Here is a 20084-nt window from a genome sequence, read left to right as displayed (position 1 = left end):
GGATCTCCTCTGCTCGGAGACTCCAGGCTATCGAGCCGCAGCCGCGTCAGCGCCGGGCTGGCGTCATGAAGCGGTTTGCTGTACCGGCGAGGACCACGATCGCGGCGGCCGCCAGCGGCATGAGCAGCGCCGCCCTGGTGCCCGATCCCTCGGCCAGCTCACCGGTGATCGCCGAGGCTGCGGCCTGTCCCACCACCACGCCGGAGCCCAGCATGGTCATCACCGTCGCCGAGCGGCCGAGCGGGCTGCGCGCGGCGCCCAGGGTGGACAGCGTGACCAGGGTGGGCCCGATCCCGATGCCCAGGATCGCCAGCGCGACCGTGATCGTCGGGATGTCCGATGCCGTGGCGAGCAGCACGGAGCCGGCCAGCATGATGCCGCCGAAGACCAGCCACCTCGCGTGCAGCGTGAAGCGGACCGGAAGCCAGGCGACGCCCAGTGCGAGGATCGCCGAGCCGACGCCCATCACGCCGTACAGCAGTCCCGCCTGCTCGGCCGCACCACGATCCGCCATGAACGAGGTGAGCGAGGTGAGCGTCGCGCCGAAGAACAGCCCCACGCCCAGAATGCCGAGCACCACCACGAGCAGCGTCGGCCGGAACAGCTCCGACACCTGCGAGGGCGCGGTGCCGTCGGTGCCGCGGGAGGTGGAGATGTGACGGCCGGTCGGATGCAGTGCGAACGCACCCACGAAGAACAGCGTGAGGGCGGATGCCATGACCATGGGCGCCCACGGCGCGACCAGCGATGCCAGCGCGCCGACCAGGAACGGCCCGAACACGAACACGGTCTCGTCGGCCGCGGACTCGTAGGACATCGTCGCCGAGGTCGTGCGGGCGCGCCGCTCGGACGGCATCCGCTCGTCGATGATGGTGACCAGCCGGGATCGCGACATCGGCGAGACCTGCGGGGCCGTCGCGCCGATCGCGAACCCGGTCAGCAGCACGAACGGCTCGGTCAGCGGGCTGTACACCACGGCGGCGAACGCGGCGAGCATCGCCGCGTTCAGCACGGCAGCGGCCACGAGCACCGGCCGCTGGGCGAAGCGATCGGCGGCTGCACCCAGGAACGGCCCGATCAGCGCGGTTCCCAGCCCGACTGCGGCGGAGGTGAGACCGCCGAGCGAGAGCGAGCCGCGCGCGCTGACGACGATGGTCAGCACGCCGACGACCATCATCGCGAACGGCAGCCGCGCGATGAACGCGATCAGGAAGTAGGGAAGGCCGGCCAGGCGCAGCAGGCTCGGCGAGGACGAAGCAGAAGTGGTGTGTGTCATGGCTCTCGGGCGCCAGACGGTTCCGCGTGACGCCGGGTCGGGTGCCGCCGCTTTCCGCCGGGGTGCCGACGGCCGGTAGATACACAGCTGGAACTGCTGTCAAGCCTACCCGAGCATTCTGGACACTCGGATACCGTGGAGTCATGCGCTATCTGCTTCGTACCGGACTCTTCGGCGCCATCACCACGGGCGTGACCCTGCTGCGCGGCTCGCGCGGCCAGCAGATCACGTGGCGCGCGGTGCTCGGCTGGGTCAGCTGGGCGATCACCCTCGTCCTGGCCATCGGCGCGATCAAGGACCTGCGTCGGCAGGAGAAGGGCCTGCCGGTCGCGGCGGACTCGCCGTTCGCTCCCAAGCCCGACAAGCGCGAGCGCAAGGAGAAGCGACGCGACGAGGTCGCGCGCATCGCCGCCGAGCGGTGAGCGTCAGAGGGTGAGGACGAGCGCTTCGCCCTGACCGCCGCCGCCGCACAGCGCCGCGACGGCCGTGCCGGATCCCCGCTGCGCGAGCTGGTGCGCCAGGTGCACCACCAGCCGTGCACCGCTGGCGCCGATCGGATGCCCGATCGCGATGCCGCCGCCGTGCACGTTCACGATGTCGCTCGACAGCCCGAGCTCCTGCTGAGAGCGGGCGACCACGGCCCCGAAGGCCTCGTTGATCTCCACGACGTCCAGGTCGGCGACGGTGATGCCCTGCTTGGACAGCGCCTTCTCGATCGCCCGGGCCGGCTGGGCCTGCAGCGAGTTGTCCGGGCCGGCGGTCTGACCGTTCGCACCGATCACCGCGAGCACGGGCCAGCCCCGGGCATCCGCGTTCTCCCGCGTCGTGACCACCACGGCGGCCGCGCCGTCGGAGATCTGCGAGGAGTTGCCGGCGGTGATCGTGCCGCCCTCCGCGAAGGCGGGGCGCAGCTTCGCCAGGGTGTCGACGGTGGTGTCCGGGCGGACCCCCTCGTCCTTCGTGAGCACCAGCGGGTCGCCCTTGCGCTGCGGGACCGTGACGGGCACGATCTCGGCGTCGAACACACCGTCGGTCTGCCCGGCCGCGGCACGCTGGTGCGACAGTGCGGCCACCTCGTCCTGCATCTCGCGGGTCATCCCGTAGCGCGGGTTCTGACGCTCGGTCGAGGCGCCCATGCTCTCCTTGTCGTAAGCGTCGGTCAGCCCGTCGTACGCCATGTGGTCGAGCACCTCGACGGTGCCGTAGGCCCAGCCGTCGCGGGAGCCCATCAGCAGGTGCGGCGCGCGCGTCATCGACTCCATGCCGCCGGCGACCACCGTGGTGGCGTCTCCGGCGCCGATCATCCGGGCCGCGTCGATGATCGCGGTCAGCCCCGACAGGCAGACCTTGTTGACCGAGCTCGCGGGAACGTCCCAGCCGATTCCGGCGCCGATGGATGCCTGACGCGCCGCGTTCTGCCCCGACCCGGCGACCAGCACCTGGCCCAGGATCACCGCGTCGACCTCGTCCGGCGAGATGCCGCCCTGCTCGAGCGCGCCGCGGATCGCGAAGGATCCGAGCTGCGGTGCCGTGAACGAGGCCAGCTGGCCCTTCAGGCGTCCCTGCGGGGTACGGGCGGCGGCGACGATGACGATGTCGCTCATGAGTTCTCCTTCAGCTCGTCCGAGAGCGTCAGCTCCGGCTCGGTGGCGGCGATGACGTCCTGCACGCTGACGCCCGGCGCGGTCTCGACGAGCACCAGCCCGCCGGGGGTGACGTCGATGACGGCGAGATCGGTGATGATGCGATCGACCACTCCCCTGCCGGTCAGCGGCAGCGAGCACTCGTTCACGATCTTGGCGGAGCCGTCCTTGGCGACGTGCTCCATCAGGATGATGAGCCGCCCTGCGCCGTGCACGAGGTCCATGGCGCCGCCGGGGCCCTTCACCATCTTGCCGGGAATCATCCAGTTGGCCAGATCGCCGTGCGCGGACACCTGCATGGCACCCAGGATGGCTGCATCGATCTTACCCCCGCGGATCATGCCGAAGCTGGTGGCGGAGTCGAAGAACGCCGCACCGGGCAGCAGCGTGACGGTCTCCTTGCCAGCGTTGATGAGGTCGGGATCGACGTTCTCCTCGGTGGGGTACGGCCCGACGCCCAGGATGCCGTTCTCGGACTGCAGGACGACCGTCACCCCCTCGGGCACGTGGTTCGGCACGAGGGTGGGCAGGCCGATGCCGAGGTTGACGTAGGAGCCGTCCGCGAGCTCCCGCGCGGCGCGGGCCGCCATCTGGTCACGGGTGAGCGCCATGTCAGGCCCTCCCTTCCGGGCTCGCGGCGACCGTGCGTCGCTCGATGCGCTTCTCGATGTCGGTTCCGACCTCGACGATCCGGTGCACGAACACGCCGGGCAGGTGGATGCCGTCCGGGTCGAGCTCGCCGGGTTCGACCAGCTGCTCGACCTGAGCGATGCAGATGCGGCCGGCCATCGCGGCGAGCGGGTTGAAGTTTCGGGCCGCCTTGTTGAAGACCAGGTTCCCGTACCGATCGCCCTTCAGCGCGTGCACCAGGGCGAAGTCGGTGGTGATGGACTCCTCCAGCACGAACTCGCGCTCAGCGCCGTGGAAGTCGAAGATGCGGGTGTCCTTGACCGGTGAGGCGACGGCGATGGTGCCGTCCGGGTTGTAGCGCCGCGGCAATCCGCCCTCGGCGACCTGCGTGCCCACGCCGGTCTGCGTGTAGAACGCGGCGATGCCCGATCCCCCGGCGCGCAGCTTCTCGGCCAGCGTGCCCTGCGGGGTGAGCTCCAGCTCGAGGTCACCCTCGAGGAACTGCCGCTCGAACTCCTTGTTCTCGCCGACGTACGACGAGGTCATCTTGCGGATGCGCTGCGCGCCGAGCAGCACGCCCAGGCCCCAGTCGTCCACCCCGCAGTTGTTGCTGACGACGCTGAGATCCTTCGTGCCCTGCGCGAGCAGCGCCTCGATGAGCGTCATCGGGTTTCCCGAGAGCCCGAATCCGCCGACGGCGAGCGAGGCGCCGTCCGGGATGTCGGCGACGGCCTCGGCCGCCGTTGCGAACTGCTTGTCGATCACTGACCACTCCTTCGTGACTGTCCTCCCCCAGCATCCGCCCGCCCGAGCAGAGCGGCAAGCGGATGCTTGCGATGTGGTCACAGATCCGGCTAGCGTCCACATTGTGGAATCGACGACGGCTGGCAGGCGCACCGTTCCCGGCGCCCAGGCGATCGCCCGCGCCGCCGCGCTGCTGCGCCTGGTCTCGGCGTCGGCCGAGGGCGCTCCGCTGCAGCAGCTGGCGAGGGATGCCGGACTCAGCCGGTCCACCGCGCACCGGCTGCTCACGGCGCTGCGCCTGGAGGGCCTGGTGGATCAGGATCCGGTGACCTCGCGCTGGACAGCGGGTCCGGAGCTGTACCTGATGGGCACCGCGGCGGCGTCCCGCTACGACATCACCGAGATCTCCCGCGACATCGTGCGCTCGCTGGCGGTGAAGACCGAGGAGAGCGCGTTCCTGTCCACGCGGCGCGCCGACGAGACGGTGTGCCTGATCCGCGAGGAGGGATCCTTCCCGATCCGCTCCTTCGTGCTCAGCGAGGGCATCCGCTTCCCGCTCGGCGTCGCCAGCGCCGGCATCGCCATCCTTTCGTTCCTGCCTGACCACGATGTGGATGCTTATCTCGAGCGCCATCCCGAGCTGGAGGGACGCTGGGGTGCGGCGCACGGGCCGGAACCGCTGCGCAGGAGACTGCAGGAGACGAAGGCCCGCGGCTACGCCGTGAACCCCGGTCTGATCGTGGAGGGGTCCTGGGGTATCGGTGCGGCGGTGTTCGACCGCGAGGGGCGCGCCGAGTGGGCGCTGAGCCTGACCGGTGCCGAGTTCCGCTTCGGCCCCGACCGGCTCCCCCAGCTGGGCCGCACGCTGCTCGCGCACGCGCATCAGCTCTCCTCGCGGATCGCCGGCGCCCGGCGCTGAGTCCTCGATTCTTACCGCTTGATATATACTTGTTGGTATGCAAAAGGCGGATGTGATCCCGTCGATCGTGCTCTCCGCGCACGTGCTGGCCCGGATCGCGGCACAGGATGCCGGGAACGAGGCTCCGTCCGCGCAGTGGCGCGCGCTCAGCATCCTCGAGCGACAGGGCGGCATGCGCATCGGCGAACTCGCCGCCGCGGCCCGCACGACCCAGCCGGGCATGACCCGGCTGATCGGCGCCCTCGAGCACGCCGGCCTGGTCACGCGCTCGGCCGACCCGGCCGACACGCGCGCGACGCTGGTCACCGCCACCGCGCACGGCCTCACCCAGCTGACGCACTGGCGCGCAGAGCTGCGCGACACGCTCGCACCCCGCTTCGCGGACCTCGGCGAGCAGGAGTGGTCGGCGCTGCACCGCGCGGCCGAGATCCTCGCCGCGCACGCACAGGAACCCGACAGAACAGGAGAACCCGCATGAGCGGAACACCACAGGGATCGGTCTGGCGGCAGCCGGCACAGGTATGGGCGGTCGCCTTCGCATGCGTCGTCGCCTTCATGGGCATCGGACTCGTCGACCCGATCCTGCCCGCCATCGCCGACTCCCTGAAGGCGTCCGCCGTGGAGACCGAGCTGCTGTTCACGAGCTACCTGCTCGTGACCGGTCTGGCCATGCTGATCACCAGCTGGGTCTCCAGCCGCATCGGCTCCAAGGCGACGCTGCTGGTGGGACTCGGACTGATCGTCGTGTTCGCGCTGCTGTGCGCGGTCAGCGGCGGCGTCGACTGGGTGATCGGATTCCGCGCCGGCTGGGGACTGGGCAACGCCCTGTTCATCTCGACCGCGCTCGCGACGATCGTCGGCGCGGCATCCGGTGGCAGCGGCGCCGCCATCGTGCTCTACGAGGCCGCTCTCGGCCTCGGAATCGCGATCGGCCCGCTGCTGGGCGGTCTGCTCGGCGAGGTGAGCTGGCGCGGACCGTTCTTCGGCGTGGTCGCGCTGATGGCGATCGGCTTCATCGCCGTGCTCGCGCTGGTGCGCTCCAGCGGCGAGAAGCGCGAGCCCATGCCGCTGTCGGCCCCGTTCCGCGCCCTCGGACGTCCCGCTCTGGCGATCCTCGCGGTCGCGGCGCTGTTCTACAACATCGGCTTCTTCGTGCTGCTGGCGTTCTCGCCGTTCCCGCTCGGCTTCGGTGCAATGGGCATCGGCCTGACCTTCTTCGGCTGGGGCGTCGCCCTCGCCATCACCAGCGTCTGGGTCGCCCCGGCGCTCATGCGGCGCATCTCGCGCACGGCGATCATCGTGATCACCCTGCCGCTGCTGGCGGTCGACCTGGTCGTGGCGGGGCTGCTCGTGGCGACGCCGGCCGCGCTGGTGGTGTGCATCATCGTCGGCGGCCTGCTGCTGGGCATCATGAACACGGTGCTCACCGAAGCCGTGATGGAGGCCACCGATCTTCCGCGTTCGGTCGCCTCATCCGCCTACTCCGCCGTGCGCTTCCTGGGCGGGGCGATGGCACCGCCCGTCGCCGCGGCTCTCGCGAACGCCTACGGCGACACGGTGCCCTACGTGTTCGCCGCCGTGTCGGTGCTGATCGCCGCCCTCACGGTGCTGATCGGCCGGCGCGCGCTGTCACACATCGACGATGCCGGCATGGGCGCGGGTGAGGATGCCGCCGCTATCCTCGTCGGTGACGCCGCCTGAGCGGCATCCGATCGAAGGAGCCCCCACCGTGACCGAACCCGATAACCTTCCGGCGCGCAGCCGTCTCGTGCGGGAGCACCTGACCGCCGCCGGCATCCGGAACGAGATCCGCATCCTGCCGGACTCGGCGCGCACGGCCGCGCTGGCCGCCGCGGCGATCGGCTGCGAGGTCGGGGCGATCGGGAACAGCCTCGTGCTGCTGGCGGACGGCGCGCCCATCCTGGTGATGACCAGCGGCGCGCACCGGGTGGATCCGGACGTGTTCGCCGCCGGCATCGGAGCGGATGCCGTGGTCATGGCGCCCGCGGACGTCGTGCGCACCGCGACCGGTCAGGCCATCGGAGGGGTCGCGCCGGTCGGGCATCCGGCTCCGCTGCGCACCTACCTGGACGAGCAGCTGCGCGACCACGACCCGGTCTGGACCGCGGCGGGGACGCCGCACGCGGTGATGCCGCTGACGTTCTCCCAGCTGCAGTCGCTCACCGGCGGGGAGACGATCCGCGTCGCCTGATCACTCGACCATCAGGTCGTCGATCTCGAGGTCCTCGTCCAGCAGGCAGTAGATCACCATGTCCGGGTACTCCTCCGGTGCCACGTACAGCAGCGTGATGCCGCCGTCGCTGAAGACGACCACGCCGTCCAGGGCGATGTCCTCCTTCAGCGAATCCAGCTCCTCCGCCAGATCGACATCCTCGTCGTCCTCGTAGGCGGCCTCGGCGAGCTCCTTGGCCACCTCGCGCTCGCGCTCGTCCAGCACCTCCTTGGTGAGCCGGGCGAGTGCGTGCTGCACCGTCCCTCGCATCGTGTCCAGGTCGGGAAGGTCCTCGGGGTCGACGTCATCGATGTCCTCATCGTCGTCGTCATCGTCGTCGCCGTGCTCGAAGTCCTCGTCGAACTCGTACTCCACGGTGACGCGGCGCCCGCCCGGCAGCTCAGCACTTGCTGTCAGCGCGCCGTCCTCATCGGTGTCGACGTCATCGAGTTCGATCATGGCAACCTCCTGCTCGCCATGATGTCACCGCGTCGCGGCAGACGGAAGAGCACCGTCGCCTAATCTCGTGAGCATGAGGAGATCGCGCGGACGGGTCATCTACGTCGATTCGCTGGAGGACTTCGATCGCCGGCTCGCCGCAGGAGCGCGATCGCTGTCGGGCTGGCGGCTGCGCGCGCTGGATCTGGCCGAGCGCGGCCGCGAGCTGCGCACGGTGGATGTCGCCGGATCACTGTTCCTGGGCTGCGTGCTGCACGCCGACGACGAGGCGTCGATCCGCGCACGCGGCGCTGTGGTGTTCCCCGCCGTGCCGGACTCCCCCGTCGACACGTACCGCACCGCGCTGTACACGCCGCAGGAGCTCTTCGACGCCGCCGACTATCCGCAGAGCCTGGACGCGCGGGTGTACGCCTGGTCGCAGCGCGGCAGCTCGCGGGACGGCGCACTCGCGCAGTCCCTGCACGACCACAGCATCGGGCTCGCGTTGGAGCAGTGGGTGCGCGGACGCACACTGGTCGGCGTGATGGGCGGCCACGCCGCCGTGCGGGGTGAGACCTCGTACGCGCACGGCGCCAGGCTCGGTCGGCTGCTGGCGCAGACGCACACCGTGGCCACCGGCGGCGGCCCCGGGGCGATGGAGGCGGTGAATCTGGGCGGATACCTGAGCGGGTTCGACGAGGGCGCGCTCGACGAGGCGCTCGTGATGCTGAGCGCCGTGCCCCGCTTCTCTCCCCGCATCGACGACTGGGCGAAGGCCGCCTTCGCCGTGCGCGACCGCTTCCCCGCGGGGGCGGAGTCGCTCGGCATCCCCACCTGGCACTACGGGCACGAGCCGCCCAACGCGTTCGCGAGCGCGATCGCGAAGTACTTCCGCAACGCCCAGCGCGAGGCGATCCTGCTGGAGCTGTGCCAGGCGGGCATCGTCTTCCTGCCCGGCGCCGGAGGGACGGTGCAGGAGATCTTCCAGGATGCCTGCGAGAACTACTACGCCGACGAGTCATCCACCGCTCCCATGGTGCTGGTCGGCCGCGAGTACTGGACCGAGCGGTACCCTGCGTGGCCGCTGCTGCAGGCCCTGGCCAGAGGGAGGGCGATGGAGCCGCACGTGCACCTGGTCGACACCGTAGAAGAGGCGGCGCAGCTGATGCGGCCGGGAGAGCCCCGGTAGCAAGCAGAAAGGCTCCGAATACTGGCGAGAGTATTCGGAGCCTGTCCGTGCGCCCCCAGGGACTTGAGTCCCTCGCAGCCCCTCCCCGCGCCGCTCGCCGCGCAGGTCGGGTCACGTGGCGAGCCGGGCGGCGCGCGGAGCCTCCGGCCGCGTGGGGCCCTGCGGCTTCACGGCGCCACAGCGGCGCATGAAAACGGCTGAGGGCCCGGAATCCTTCGGATCCGGGCCCTCAGCCGTTTGGTGCGCCCCCAGGGACTTGAACCCTGAACCCATTGATTAAGAGTCAATTGCTCTGCCGATTGAGCTAGAGGCGCGTGACCGGGATGCTTCCCCGGCCGAGGAATTACATTACCAGCGCTCCGGGGTCGCACCAAATCGCTCTCCACGCTCGGGCGCGTTGACCCGCGGCGACATCGGAGATCGTTTCACGACCGATACGCGGCAGCCCGATCCGGCATACCGGCCCGGACTATCCTGTTCAAGTGACCGCCCCCCTCACAGCCGCAGACCTCCGCGCCGACCTCGCCCTGGCGCTGCGCCTGGCCGACGCCGCCGACGCGCAGTCCCTCCCCCGGTTCGACGCGGCCGATCTGGAGGTGTCACTCAAGGCGGACCGTTCGCACGTGACGGATGCCGATCTCGCCACCGAGCGGGCCATCCGCGACATCCTGCACGCTGAACGGCCCTCCGACGGCATCCTCGGCGAGGAGTTCGGCACCGAGGGCGAATCGACCCGCCAGTGGATCATCGATCCCATCGACGGGACGGCGAACTTCCTGCGCGGAGTGCCGCTGTGGGGCACGATGATCGCCCTGGCGATCGACGGCGTCCCGCAGGTGGGCGTGGTGAGCATGCCCGCCCTCGGGCGGCGCTGGTGGGCGTCCGCCGGCGAGGGCGCCTGGACCGCCACAAGCGGTGGAGCGCGCCGGATCGCCGTGTCGGCGGTCGACTCCCTCGACGACGCGAGCGTGAGCTTCCAGAGCATCGCGCAGTGGGCGAAGGCCGGGAGGACCCCCGAGCTGCTCGCCCTCACCGACCGGGTGTGGCGCGATCGCGCCTACGGCGACATCTACAGCTACATGCTGCTGGCCGAGGGACGCATCGATATGGTCGCCGAGTTCGACGTCAAGGAGTACGACATCGCCGCGGCGGTCCCGATCGTGCGCGAGGCCGGCGGGCGCATGACCGCGTTCGACGGCGCGGACACGCTCTCCGCCCTCTCGGCGCTGGCCACCAACGGCATCCTGCACGACCAGTTCCTCTCCCTGTTCCGCGACGTGCCGCACGATTGAGCGGCACGCACACTCCCCCACGGATCACATGAAGACCCGATATCCCCTCGCCGCCGGCGCGCTGCTGACGGTGCTCTCGCTCACCGCCTGCGGCGGCACCGGCGCTCCGGACGCCACCGCTCCCTCGTCCGCTCCGCAGACCACGGCGGCACCCCCGAAGGCCGAGGCCGCGACGGCGGCGCCGCCCGAGAGGGAGACCACTCCGCGGCCCCGCACCGACCCGACCTGCGACACGATCATCACTGAAGGCACGGTCGAGGGGCTGACGTCCCAGGGGTGGACCTTCGAAGAGCGCGAGTTCCGGATCGGCGACGTCCTCGTGCCGGACGGCCTGGAATGCCTGTGGGCGGACTACTCCACCGCATCCGACCACGGCCAGATCTACAGCTGGGGCGAGATCAGTGCCGAGGCCTCGCGCACCGCGCAAGCCGGTCTCGCCGACGACGGCTGGCTGCGCTCCACAGAGGGCGACCGCATCTACCTCACCGAGGACCCGGCCTACGCGATCGCGAAGGACGAGGACGGGTTCGGGATGACGTACGAGTTCGGGGACGGCTGGGTGAAGTTCGCGGACACCAAGCAGGGTCTGCTGCTCATCGACTGGGGCGAGTGAGTCCGCTCCGCTCGAGGACGGCGCCGCGTCCGCCGCGGCGCCGCGGGCTCACTTGTCGCCGCGCTGGTTCCAGTTGTCGGTGCGACGCGTGGCCGAGCCGCGCTGACGCATGACATAGGCCAGTGCGAGGCTGACCGCGATCAGGCCCGCGGAGAAGACGACCCCCTGGGCGCCAGGCACGTCCTCGGCGATGCCGAACAGGTAGAACCCGCCCAGGAACAGAACCAAGAACACGATGAAGTCGACCACGTCGAACGCCTCCCGATCGTCGGATATCCGTTCCAGCTTAGTCGTCCGACGACCCCCGGCGTGCACGATGGAGTGCCGACCGGGCTAGATTTGAGGCATGCCGAGGACGACGCCGTGACCGCGAGCGCCGGCGCCCCGCGCCGCGGACGCCCGGGCCACGCCAGGGCGGACGTCATCAACGCGGGTGTCGAGCTCTTCAACGAGCAGGGCTATGACGCCACCTCGGTCTCTGACCTCACGCGCCGTCTGGGTCTGAGCAAGTCGGCCCTGTATCACCACGTCGATTCCAAGGAGCAGATCCTCCAGACCGCCCTCGAGGACGCCCTGGGCGGGCTGGAGCGGGCGCTGGCGGATGCCCTGGAGAGCGCCACCGCGGCCGAGCGTCTGACCGCGATCATCCGCGGCGCCGTATGCGTGCTCGCCCAGCGCCAGCCGCAGGTGACCCTGCTGCTGCGACTGCGCGGGAACAGCGACATCGAGACGGCTGCGCTGGAGCGCCGGCGGCGCTTCGACCACACCGTCACGCAGCTGGTCCGCGAGGCTCAGGCCGAGGGGGTGGTGCGCGCCGATGTGGATGCCGGTGTCGCGACCCGCCTGATCTTCGGCATGATCAACTCGGTCGTCGAGTGGTACCGGCCGGACGGTCCGGTCGATCCTGAGCTGCTCGCCGGCGAGGTCCTCGCCATCGCGCTGGGCGGGCTGGCGCCGCGGCGCTGACGTGGGCAGAGAAAAACCCCCGCGATCCTTACTCTCGTAAGGGATCGCGGGGGTCATCCACAGTGACAACGGCTGGTGGAGCTGGGGGGAATCGAACCCCCGTCCGACGCTGATCATCCACGTCTTCTCCGGGCGCAGTCTGTGAAGGCGTTCTGCTCGGCTCCGACCTTTGTCACAGACACCCAAGTCGACGAGCCCAGTCTGGGAAGAGTCCCACGTGACGTCCAGACGCCGTCACGCAGCAAGATCCCTAGATGACGCCAGGGTCCGTAGCGGGATCACCTACGGTCTGACGGACTATCGGGCTCGCTTAGGCAGCGAGGGCGAAGTCGTTGCGCTTTGCATTGGCAACTATTTTTTCGCAGGGGGCGTTCACGAGATAACCCTGCATCCTCGGCCCGCTTCCCGTCGATACACAGACGCCGTCGAAACCGATCAGCCCCGTGCACCTTCTTGCGAAGGAGCCGTTGTCACTCTGTGGAATTATCAGCGGATGCCTCAGCACCCGAGCATCACAGACTACAACGGATCCGGCGTCCGCGCCATTCCCGCCGACGTCAGAGCCGTGCCGTACAGTCTGACGCATGAGCGAGGTCATCATCAGCGTGCGGGGCGAGCACCAGCTGCGCGTCGCACCCGAGCACGCCACCGTCCACCTCTCCATCTCCTTCGACGGTCCTGACCGCGCCACTGCCGTCGAGCAGACGCTCGAAGCGGCAGGCGCCGTGCGCGACGGGATCGAGTCCCGCACGCAGAGCGGCAGCGTATCCGCGTGGACCAGTCAGCGCCTGAACGTGCACGCCGATCGGCCGTGGAACAGCGACGGACGTCGCCTCGCACCGGTCTACCGCGCCGCCGTCGACCTCACTGTGACGTTCTCCGACTTCTCCGAGATGTCCATCTGGGCAACGGAGGTCACCGTGCAGGACGGTGTCAGCATCGGATTCGTCGACTGGAGGCTCACCGCCCAGACCGAGGCGGAGGTTGAGCGCGAGGTCGCCACCAGGGCGGTCGCGGTCGCCGTTGCGCGCGCCCGCGCCTACGCAGAGGCGCTGGGTCTGTCGGAGGTCGCTCCCGTGGAGATCGCCGACCGCGGACTCATCTCCGAGAACATGCCCGCCCTGCCGAAGGTCGCGATGATGCGGAGCCCGGCGATGGATGCCGGTTCCACACCGGCCATGGAGTTCCAGGGCGAGGACATCACCGTGTCGGCGGCGGTGGAGGGCCGCTTCCGCGCGAGCTGAGCACGCCGCCCGCGCCTCAGCGCTCGCCGGTGGTGAACGGCGCGAGCTCCGCCGCCAGGCGCTCAGAGACGTGTGCGTGGATCGCCGTGCCGCCCTCCTCGTGCTCTGACGCCAGCAGCACGCCGCTCTCGTGCACCGCCGAGACGAGGTCACCACGGTCGTAGGGCACCAACGCGTGCACCTCGACGGCCGGCATCGGCAGCATCCGCTCGATCGTCGCCCGCAGCTCGTCGATGCCCTCACCGGTGCGGGAGGAGACGAAGTGCGCATCCGGCGCCAGGCCGCGCAGCACCAGCCGCTCGTCCTCGTCGATCAGGTCGGCCTTGTTGAACACGACGACCTCGGGGATGTCGCGGCCGCCCACGTCCCCCATGACATCGCGCACGGTCTGCAGCTGCGCGGACGGATCGGGGTGCGACCCGTCGACCACGTGCACGATCAGGTCGGCCTGACCGACCTCCTCGAGCGTGGAGCGGAAGGCCTCCACCAGCTGATGCGGCAGATTGCGCACGAAGCCGACCGTGTCGGTGAGGGTGTACACCCGGCCGTCCTGCGTCTCCGAGCGGCGCACGGTGGCATCCAGCGTCGCGAACAGGGCGTTCTCGACCAGGACGCCGGCGCTGGTGAGCGCGTTCAGCAGACTCGACTTGCCGGCGTTCGTGTACCCGGCGATCGCGACCGACGGAATCGTGTTGCGCTTGCGCTCGGCGCGCTTGGCGTCGCGCGCCGGCGCGAACTCACGGATCTGCTTGCGCAGCTGCGCCATACGAGTGCGGATGCGGCGGCGATCCAGCTCAATTTTGGTCTCACCGGGACCGCGCGAGCCCATGCCCGCTCCCCCGGCGCCGACCTGGCCACCGGCCTGGCGGCTCATCGACTCGCCCCAGCCGCGCAGACGAGGGAGCAGGTACTCGAGCTGTGCGAGCTCGACCTGCGCCTTGCCCTCACGGCTCTTGGCGTGCTGGCTGAAGATGTCGAGGATGACCGTGGTGCGGTCGATGACCTTGACCTTCACGACGTCCTCCAGCGCGCGGCGCTGGCTGGCGGCGAGCTCGGTGTCGGCGATCACGGTGTCGGCGCCGACGGCCGCCACGATGTCCTTCAGCTCCTGCGCCTTGCCTCGGCCGAGGTAGGTGGCGGGATCCGGATGCGGGCGGCGCTGCAGCAATCCGTCGAGCACGGCGGCTCCAGCAGTCTCCGCGAGGGCGGCGAGCTCGCGGAGAGAGTTCTCGGCGTCGTCCTGAGCGCCCTGCGGGTACACGCCGACGAGCACCACGTTCTCCAGGCGCAGCTGGCGGTACTCGACCTCCGTGACGTCTTCGAGTTCGGTGGACAGGCCGGCCACACGACGCAGCGCGTGCCGATCCTCGAGGTCCCACTGCTCGCCGTCGGCGGCGCCGTGCGCGGCCGTGGCCTCGTTCTGCAGTGCTTGAGCGGCGCCGAACACTCTCGCCTCGGTTCGCGGCTCCGCGTGCGACAGCACGCGATCCAGCGCATCCGTCTGAGTGCTCTCGTCGTTGCTCTTCGTCATCCGATCCTTTTCTTCTCCTGCGTGCGCATGGGTGCTGGGGCTCACAGGGCCACAACCACTCAGAGCGCCTTAACCTTAGCCCCCGCCATCCGGTACGCTCACTCCATGCCGTCCGACCATTACTTCAGCGCGGCCCCGGCAAGTGCAGAGAACCTGCGCACCATCCATGTCACCCTCGCGGGACGGGAACTCGACCTCACCACTGCGGGTGGCGTCTTCAGCCCCGATCGCCTGGATGCGGGGACGGCCGTGCTGTTCGCCAACATGCCTCCCCTGCCGCCCGGGGGCGACTTCCTCGACCTCGGCTGCGGCTGGGGGCCGATCACGCTCACGATGGCCCTGGCCGCCCCTCACGCGACCGTGTGGGCCGTCGACGTCAACGAGCGGGCGCTCGATCTGACCCGGCGCAACGCCGAGTCCCTGGGCCTCACCAATGTCAACGCCGTGACGCCCGACGATGTTCCCGATGACGTGCTGTTCCGCACGATCCGCTCGAACCCGCCGATCCGTGTCGGCAAGGGCATCCTGCACGAGATGCTGGAGCACTGGATCCCGCGTCTGGACGAGCACAGCGACGCATGGATGGTCGTGCAGCGCAACCTGGGCTCGGATTCCCTGCAGCGCTGGATGACGGCGACGTTCACCCCCGGTTACAGCGTGCACCGCGCCGCCACCGGGAAGGGCTACCGGGTGCTCAAGGTGCGCCGGCACGGCGCGCCGCCGACGGCTCCGATCGCCGTCGGGGAGTGACCGGCGCCCTCGCTCAGACCAGGTCGATCTCGCCGCGGTACACCAGCTGCGCCGGACCCGAGAGCGCGACGTGCTCGCCGTCCTCGGCGGGGAACATCCGCACGCCCAGTGTGCCGCCGGGCACCTCCACCCGCCACTGGTGCGGCGCGCGCTCGCCCGCCCAGTGCCGGACCGCCAGTGCGGTGGCCGCGACGCCCGTGCCGCAGCTGAGGGTCTCGCCGACGCCGCGCTCGTGCACACGCATCCGCACCTGACCGATCCCATCCCGCACGAGAGGTTCCCCGGGCACGACGAATTCGACGTTGGCTCCTGCCGGCGGGGCGGGCTCCAGCACCGGTGTCGGGTTGAGGTCGAGTCCCTCGAGCTCCTCGTCGGATGCCAGTGCGACCACGACGTGCGGATTGCCGACATCGATGCCGAGGCCGGGCCGCGCGACGGACAGTCCCGCAGCGCGTGCCAGGGGCTCGCCGCCGGCCAGCCGCCAGCGGCCCAGGTCGACCTGATAGCCGTTCTCGGAGCGCATCACGTCGCGCACACCGGCGCGCGTGCCGATCGGCAGCGTCGAGCCCGGCTCGAGCTCGGCCAGACCGGAGCGGAGCAGGTAGTGGGCGAAGACGCGGATGCCGTTGCCGCACATCTCGGCGATCGAGCCGTCGGCGTTGCGGTAGTCCATGAACCACTCGGCCGCAGGTTCCTCGGCCAGCGCGGCAGCGCCGTCGGAGATCGCCGACGACCGCACCACACGGAGCACGCCGTCCGCGCCGATGCCGAAGTTCCGGTCGCAGAGCGCCTGCACCTGGCTCGGTGTCAGCTCCAGGGCGCCGTCGACGTCCTCGATGATGACGAAGTCGTTGCCGGTGCCGTGTCCCTTGGTGAATGCGACCATGCGAACAGTCTAGAGAGCGGCGCACATGCCGGCGCTCAGGCGGAGGCCCCGGTCGGGGTGTCGACGATCAGCCGCTTGCCCGTCATGCCGACATCGAAACGCTCGTAGCCGACCTGATCGTAGAACGCGAAGACGATCTCGTTGCCCGGCCGCACCATAAGCTGAACCTTCGGGCAGCCGAGGGCGAGCAGCCGGCGCTCGGCCTCTCCCACCAGCATGCGTCCGATGCCCTCACCGCGCCGGTCGGCGGCGCTGGCCAGGTAGTAGATCCATCCCCGGTGCCCGTCGTATCCGGCCATCACGGTTCCTACGATCCGGTCGCCGTCGACGGCGACGATGAGCAGGTCGGGCCAGACCGCCCGCATCCGCTCGATGTCGGCACGCGGGTGGTTCCACGGGCGTGTGAGGCCCGCCTCCTCCCACAGCGCGACGACGTCGTCGGTCTCGGCGGGGTCGAAGGTCCTGATCTCCACGGTCATGCCTGTGCTCCGTCCTGCGCGTCGTCGAGGGTACCTGTCACACGGTACCGACCGCACAGGAAGTTCCGGTTGCGCGCCACGTCGATCAGCTCGAGATCGAGGGCGCGAGGGAGCACGGGAGCCCCTGCGCCGAGCGTGACCGGCGCGTACTGGATCCACACCTCGTCGATCAGCCCGGCATCCGCGAACCGGCCGACCAGCTCTCCCCCTCCGACGATCCAGATGTCCTTGTCGCCGGCGGCCGCCACCATCTCGCCATGCACCGCGCGGACATCCTCCTGCGTGAGCCGGATGTCGACGCCGTCCGGCACATCGAGCGCGCGGTGCGTGAACACCCAGGTCGGCAGCGTGTAGCTCCAGCCGCCCTCGTCGTGCCGCATGATCCACTCATAGGTGTGCGCACCCATCGCCATCGCGCCGAGACCTTCGCGGAACCCCGAGTACGCCATCGGGCCGTCCTCGTCGATGTCCTGTCGCAGGAGCCAGTCCAGTGAATGGTCGGCGGTGGCGATGAACCCGTCCAGGCTGGAGGCGGTGTAGTAATGAGTGGTCATCACTCCATCGTGACGGGGGCCACCGACACTCACAATGCCGTCAGGCGTCGATGAGCCCCGCCGGGTCCGCTGTGCCGGCGTCGAGCCACTCGATCCGCGGATAGCGCTTGAACCACGACACCTGGCGTCGGGCGTATCGACGCGTGAGCGCCTGGGTCTCCGCGATGGCCTGCTGCTCCGTGATGTCGCCGCGCAGCTGGGCGAGAGCCTGCGCGTAGCCGATGGCGCGGGAGGCGGTGACGCCCCGCTCCAGGCCGGCTCGCCGGAGCGCCGCGACCTCGTCGAGCATTCCGTCGGCCCACATCCGCTCGACGCGTCGGTCGAGTCGCTCGACGAGGGTCTCGCGTTCCGTGTGCATGCCCAGGATGCGCGTCTCCGGATGCCACAGCTCCGGCTTCTCGGGGAGAGCGGCGCCGTGCGTCGCCCCGCCCTGCTCGAGCACCTCGAGTGCCCGCACGATGCGACGGCCGTTCTTCGGGTCGATCCGCTGCGCCGTCACGGGGTCCTGCTGCTGCAGTCGCGCGAACAGCACGCCCGCTCCGCTCTCGTCGAGCTCGGCCTCGAGTCGCGCACGCACTGCTTCGTCTCTCGGCGGGAAGCGGAAATCGAAGACGACGCTCGATACGTACAGTCCGGAGCCGCCGACGAGGATCGCGTCGCCACGGCGCTCATGGATCGCCTGGATCGCCGCGCGGGCGAGCGGCTGATACCAGGCGACCGCGGCCTCCTCTGTCACCTCGCGGACATCGAACAGGTGATGCGGGATGCCGCGGCGCTCCGGAGGCGAGAGCTTGGCCGTGCCGATGTCCATGCCGCGATACAGCTGCATGGCATCCGCGTTGACGATCTCCGCCGGGTTGCCGCGCGCGCGCAGGGCCTCGGCGAGCTGGAGGGCGAGTTCGCTCTTCCCCGTCCCCGTGGCGCCCACGACCGCCCAGATCCGCGCGGTCATTCTGATCCTCCCTCAGGACGCCGCGCGACTCCGCAGTTCTGCACGACTCCGCAGGCGACGGGCTCGAGGCCTGCGGACGTGTGCGGATCTGCGAGCGAACGCGACGAGAGGATGCCGGTCACACCCCGACGCGCAGGGTCGGAAGTCCGAGGGAGACGGCGCGCGGTGCTCCCGCCGCCTGTCCGGCGGGAGCGGGCACGCCGCAGCTCGCGGCCTGCGCACGATCCCAGGCGTCGCCGCCGCGGGTGCGCCGGATGCGCAGCGGAGCTCCGGTCGGATCGTCAGCGAGCAGGTGGAACGGTGCGCCGTGGGTGATCGTGACCGTCACCACGTCACCCGGACGGGGCAAGTCCGAGCCGGGCGTGACCTCGAAGTGCACCAGACGGTTGTCCTCGGCGCGCCCCGTCAGGCGGTGGGTCTCGGCGTCCTTCTTGCCCTCACCGACAGACACCAGCACCTCGACCTCGCGGCCGACCTGCTTCTGGTTCTCCTCGAGTGAGATGCGCTCCTGCAGGGCGATCAGGCGGTCGTAGCGCTGCTGCACGACCTCCTTGGGCACCTGGTCCTCCATCGTCGCGGCGGGCGTGCCCTCGCGGATGGAGTACTGGAAGGTGAACGCTCCGGAGAAGCGGGACTGCTCGACGACGCGCATGGTGTCCTCGAAGTCCTCGTCGGTCTCGCCGGGGAAACCGACGATGATGTCGGTCGTGATGGCCGCGTGCGGGATGCGCTCGCGCACGCGGTCGAGGATGCCCAGATACTTCGAGCTGCGGTACGAACGGCGCATGGCCTTGAGGATGCGGTCGCTGCCGGACTGCAGCGGCATGTGCAGCTGGGGCATGACGCTGGGCGTCTCGGCCATCGCGGCGATCACGTCGTCGGTGAAGGCGGCCGGATGCGGACTGGTGAACCGGATGCGCTCGAGTCCCTCGATCTCGCCTGCGGCCCGCAGCAGCTTGCTGAACGCCTGACGGTCGCCGAACTCGACGCCGTAGGAGTTGACGTTCTGACCGAGCAGCGTGACCTCGATCGCGCCGTCCTCGACGAGCAGGCGGATCTCGTTCAGGATGTCGCCGGGTCGACGGTCTTTCTCCTTGCCGCGCAGGCTGGGGACGATGCAGAACGTGCAGGTGTTGTTGCAGCCGACGGAGATGGAGACCCAGCCGCTGTGCGCGGAGTCGCGCTTGGTGGGCAGCGTCGAGGGGAACACCTCGAGCGATTCCAGGATCTCGAGTTCGGCTTCGCCGTTGTGCCGCGCGCGTTCCAGCAGCCCGGGCAGCGAGCCCATGTTGTGCGTGCCGAAGACCACGTCCACCCAGGGCGCCTTGTCGAGCACCGCCTGCTGGTCCATCTGCGCCAGGCAGCCGCCGACGGCGATCTGCATGCCCTCGTGCTTGTCCTTTCGGGACTTCAGGTGGCCCAGCGTGCCGTACAGCTTGCCCGCGGCGTTGTCACGGACGGCGCAGGTGTTGATGATGACGATGTCGGCGTCCTCGCCGTCACCGGCGGGCACATAGCCGGCGCTCTCCAGCGAGCCGGAGAGCCGCTCCGAGTCGTGCACGTTCATCTGGCAGCCGAAGGTGCGCACCTCGTAGGAGCGTCGACGTCCGTCGGCATCGATCGCCGCTGCGGAGGGCGCGATCATCGTCGGTTCGGAGGAGAGAAGAGACATGATCCTGCCATTCTACGATCCGTCGCCCGGGCCGGGGCTCTCCGCCGGTACCGGCGGCCGGCGAACCGGACGC

The 20084-nt window shown here is 70.0% G+C and carries 23 protein-coding genes, 1 tRNA gene and 1 other RNA gene; 11 read left to right on the top strand and 14 right to left on the bottom strand.

Translation table 11 applies throughout. The annotated features are described in order from the left end of the window. Window positions 1–46: 46 nt before the first annotated feature. Window positions 47–1276, bottom strand: coding sequence for an MFS transporter (locus Q9R19_RS05000; RefSeq protein WP_311255232.1), 1230 nt, complete (start codon window positions 1274–1276; stop codon window positions 47–49). Window positions 1277–1419: 143 nt separating this feature from the next. Between Q9R19_RS05000 and Q9R19_RS04995 the strand changes: the two genes are divergently transcribed. Continuing rightward, window positions 1420–1698 carry a hypothetical protein gene (locus Q9R19_RS04995; RefSeq protein WP_311255231.1) on the top strand — a complete coding sequence of 93 codons (279 nt, stop codon included), beginning with the start codon at window positions 1420–1422 and terminating at the stop codon, window positions 1696–1698. A gap of 3 nt (window positions 1699–1701) precedes the next feature. On the opposite strand, the gene Q9R19_RS04990 is transcribed toward Q9R19_RS04995, so the two are convergent. The 3 genes from Q9R19_RS04990 to Q9R19_RS04980 are packed head-to-tail and all read right to left on the bottom strand — an operon-like array spanning window position 1702 to window position 4314. Further along, window positions 1702–2880, bottom strand: a complete 1179-nt coding sequence (locus Q9R19_RS04990) for an acetyl-CoA C-acetyltransferase (protein ID WP_311255230.1) — start codon at window positions 2878–2880, stop codon at window positions 1702–1704. Beyond that, window positions 2877–3530: a CoA transferase subunit B gene (locus Q9R19_RS04985; protein ID WP_311255229.1), complete on the bottom strand. Its 654-nt coding sequence runs from the start codon at window positions 3528–3530 to the stop codon at window positions 2877–2879. The genes Q9R19_RS04990 and Q9R19_RS04985 overlap by 4 nt, the downstream gene beginning before the upstream one ends. Window position 3531: 1 nt before the next feature. Next, on the bottom strand, window positions 3532–4314 hold the full coding sequence (locus tag Q9R19_RS04980; RefSeq protein ID WP_311255228.1) for a CoA transferase subunit A: 783 nt from the start codon (window positions 4312–4314) through the stop codon (window positions 3532–3534). Between the two features lie 103 nt (window positions 4315–4417). Here Q9R19_RS04980 and Q9R19_RS04975 point away from each other — a divergent pair, with 103 nt between their 5' ends. Genes Q9R19_RS04975 through Q9R19_RS04960 form a run of 4 tightly spaced genes read left to right on the top strand, consistent with a single transcriptional unit; the run spans window position 4418 to window position 7424 of the window. Further along, window positions 4418–5212, top strand: coding sequence for an IclR family transcriptional regulator (locus Q9R19_RS04975; protein WP_311255227.1), 795 nt, complete (start codon window positions 4418–4420; stop codon window positions 5210–5212). 37 nt (window positions 5213–5249) lie between these two features. Further along, window positions 5250–5690 carry a MarR family transcriptional regulator gene (locus tag Q9R19_RS04970; protein WP_311255226.1) on the top strand — a complete coding sequence of 147 codons (441 nt, stop codon included), beginning with the start codon at window positions 5250–5252 and terminating at the stop codon, window positions 5688–5690. Then, window positions 5687–6913, top strand: coding sequence for an MFS transporter (locus Q9R19_RS04965; protein ID WP_311255225.1), 1227 nt, complete (start codon window positions 5687–5689; stop codon window positions 6911–6913). The genes Q9R19_RS04970 and Q9R19_RS04965 overlap by 4 nt, the downstream gene beginning before the upstream one ends. Before the next feature lie 28 nt (window positions 6914–6941). Then, window positions 6942–7424, top strand: a complete 483-nt coding sequence (locus Q9R19_RS04960; protein ID WP_311255224.1) for a YbaK/EbsC family protein — start codon at window positions 6942–6944, stop codon at window positions 7422–7424. Here Q9R19_RS04960 and Q9R19_RS04955 read toward each other — a convergent pair whose 3' ends face one another. Then, window positions 7425–7904, bottom strand: a complete 480-nt coding sequence (locus Q9R19_RS04955) for a hypothetical protein (protein ID WP_311255223.1) — start codon at window positions 7902–7904, stop codon at window positions 7425–7427. A 73-nt stretch (window positions 7905–7977) separates the two neighbouring features. Between Q9R19_RS04955 and Q9R19_RS04950 the strand changes: the two genes are divergently transcribed. Then, window positions 7978–9072 (top strand): Rossmann fold nucleotide-binding protein, encoded by a 1095-nt coding sequence (locus Q9R19_RS04950; RefSeq protein ID WP_311255222.1) that lies wholly within the window; start codon window positions 7978–7980, stop codon window positions 9070–9072. A gap of 238 nt (window positions 9073–9310) precedes the next feature. Here Q9R19_RS04950 and Q9R19_RS04945 read toward each other — a convergent pair. Continuing rightward, window positions 9311–9386 (bottom strand) — tRNA-Lys (locus Q9R19_RS04945). A 168-nt stretch (window positions 9387–9554) separates the two neighbouring features. On the opposite strand from Q9R19_RS04945, the gene Q9R19_RS04940 reads away from it, so the two are divergent. Both Q9R19_RS04940 and Q9R19_RS04935 read left to right on the top strand, forming a co-directional pair. After that, window positions 9555–10364 carry an inositol monophosphatase family protein gene (locus Q9R19_RS04940; RefSeq protein WP_311255221.1) on the top strand — a complete coding sequence of 270 codons (810 nt, stop codon included), beginning with the start codon at window positions 9555–9557 and terminating at the stop codon, window positions 10362–10364. Window positions 10365–10392: 28 nt separating this feature from the next. Beyond that, window positions 10393–10977 (top strand): hypothetical protein, encoded by a 585-nt coding sequence (locus tag Q9R19_RS04935; RefSeq protein ID WP_311255220.1) that lies wholly within the window; start codon window positions 10393–10395, stop codon window positions 10975–10977. A gap of 48 nt (window positions 10978–11025) precedes the next feature. Here the strand turns inward: Q9R19_RS04935 and Q9R19_RS04930 are convergent, their stop codons facing one another. Then, on the bottom strand, window positions 11026–11226 hold the full coding sequence (locus tag Q9R19_RS04930; RefSeq protein ID WP_311255219.1) for a hypothetical protein: 201 nt from the start codon (window positions 11224–11226) through the stop codon (window positions 11026–11028). A 114-nt stretch (window positions 11227–11340) separates the two neighbouring features. Between Q9R19_RS04930 and Q9R19_RS04925 the strand changes: the two genes are divergently transcribed. Then, entirely contained in the window at window positions 11341–11943 is a 603-nt protein-coding gene (locus Q9R19_RS04925) for a TetR/AcrR family transcriptional regulator (RefSeq protein WP_311255218.1), read from the top strand. A 73-nt stretch (window positions 11944–12016) separates the two neighbouring features. On the opposite strand, the gene ssrA is transcribed toward Q9R19_RS04925, so the two are convergent. Continuing rightward, window positions 12017–12386, bottom strand: a transfer-messenger RNA (tmRNA) gene (gene ssrA / locus Q9R19_RS04920). A 141-nt stretch (window positions 12387–12527) separates the two neighbouring features. Between ssrA and Q9R19_RS04915 the strand changes: the two genes are divergently transcribed. Beyond that, on the top strand, window positions 12528–13187 hold the full coding sequence (locus Q9R19_RS04915) for an SIMPL domain-containing protein (protein ID WP_311255217.1): 660 nt from the start codon (window positions 12528–12530) through the stop codon (window positions 13185–13187). Between the two features lie 16 nt (window positions 13188–13203). On the opposite strand, the gene hflX is transcribed toward Q9R19_RS04915, so the two are convergent. After that, window positions 13204–14718 (bottom strand): GTPase HflX, encoded by a 1515-nt coding sequence (gene hflX, locus Q9R19_RS04910; RefSeq protein WP_311255216.1) that lies wholly within the window; start codon window positions 14716–14718, stop codon window positions 13204–13206. A gap of 105 nt (window positions 14719–14823) precedes the next feature. On the opposite strand from hflX, the gene Q9R19_RS04905 reads away from it, so the two are divergent. Beyond that, a complete protein-coding gene (locus tag Q9R19_RS04905) occupies window positions 14824–15468 on the top strand; it encodes a methyltransferase (protein ID WP_311255215.1) in 645 nt (214 codons plus the stop codon). A 13-nt stretch (window positions 15469–15481) separates the two neighbouring features. Here the strand turns inward: Q9R19_RS04905 and dapF are convergent, their stop codons facing one another. The 5 genes from dapF to miaB form a co-directional block, all read right to left on the bottom strand. Continuing rightward, entirely contained in the window at window positions 15482–16354 is an 873-nt protein-coding gene (gene dapF / locus Q9R19_RS04900; RefSeq protein WP_311255214.1) for a diaminopimelate epimerase, read from the bottom strand. Between the two features lie 35 nt (window positions 16355–16389). Next, window positions 16390–16833 carry a GNAT family acetyltransferase gene (locus tag Q9R19_RS04895; RefSeq protein ID WP_311255213.1) on the bottom strand — a complete coding sequence of 148 codons (444 nt, stop codon included), beginning with the start codon at window positions 16831–16833 and terminating at the stop codon, window positions 16390–16392. Then, complete coding sequence (locus tag Q9R19_RS04890) at window positions 16830–17387, bottom strand: dihydrofolate reductase family protein (RefSeq protein WP_311255212.1); 558 nt, start codon at window positions 17385–17387, stop codon at window positions 16830–16832. Before Q9R19_RS04890 ends, Q9R19_RS04895 begins: the two co-directional genes overlap by 4 nt. A gap of 40 nt (window positions 17388–17427) precedes the next feature. After that, on the bottom strand, window positions 17428–18339 hold the full coding sequence (miaA, locus tag Q9R19_RS04885) for a tRNA (adenosine(37)-N6)-dimethylallyltransferase MiaA (protein ID WP_311255211.1): 912 nt from the start codon (window positions 18337–18339) through the stop codon (window positions 17428–17430). Between the two features lie 118 nt (window positions 18340–18457). Beyond that, complete coding sequence (gene miaB, locus Q9R19_RS04880; RefSeq protein WP_311255210.1) at window positions 18458–20011, bottom strand: tRNA (N6-isopentenyl adenosine(37)-C2)-methylthiotransferase MiaB; 1554 nt, start codon at window positions 20009–20011, stop codon at window positions 18458–18460. Between the last annotated feature and the right edge of the window lie 73 nt (window positions 20012–20084).

This window comes from Microbacterium sp. ARD32 (assembly GCF_031844385.1).
Classification (GTDB): Bacteria; Actinomycetota; Actinomycetes; order Actinomycetales; family Microbacteriaceae; genus Microbacterium.
This window is presented reverse-complemented; position numbering and strand designations above follow the sequence as displayed.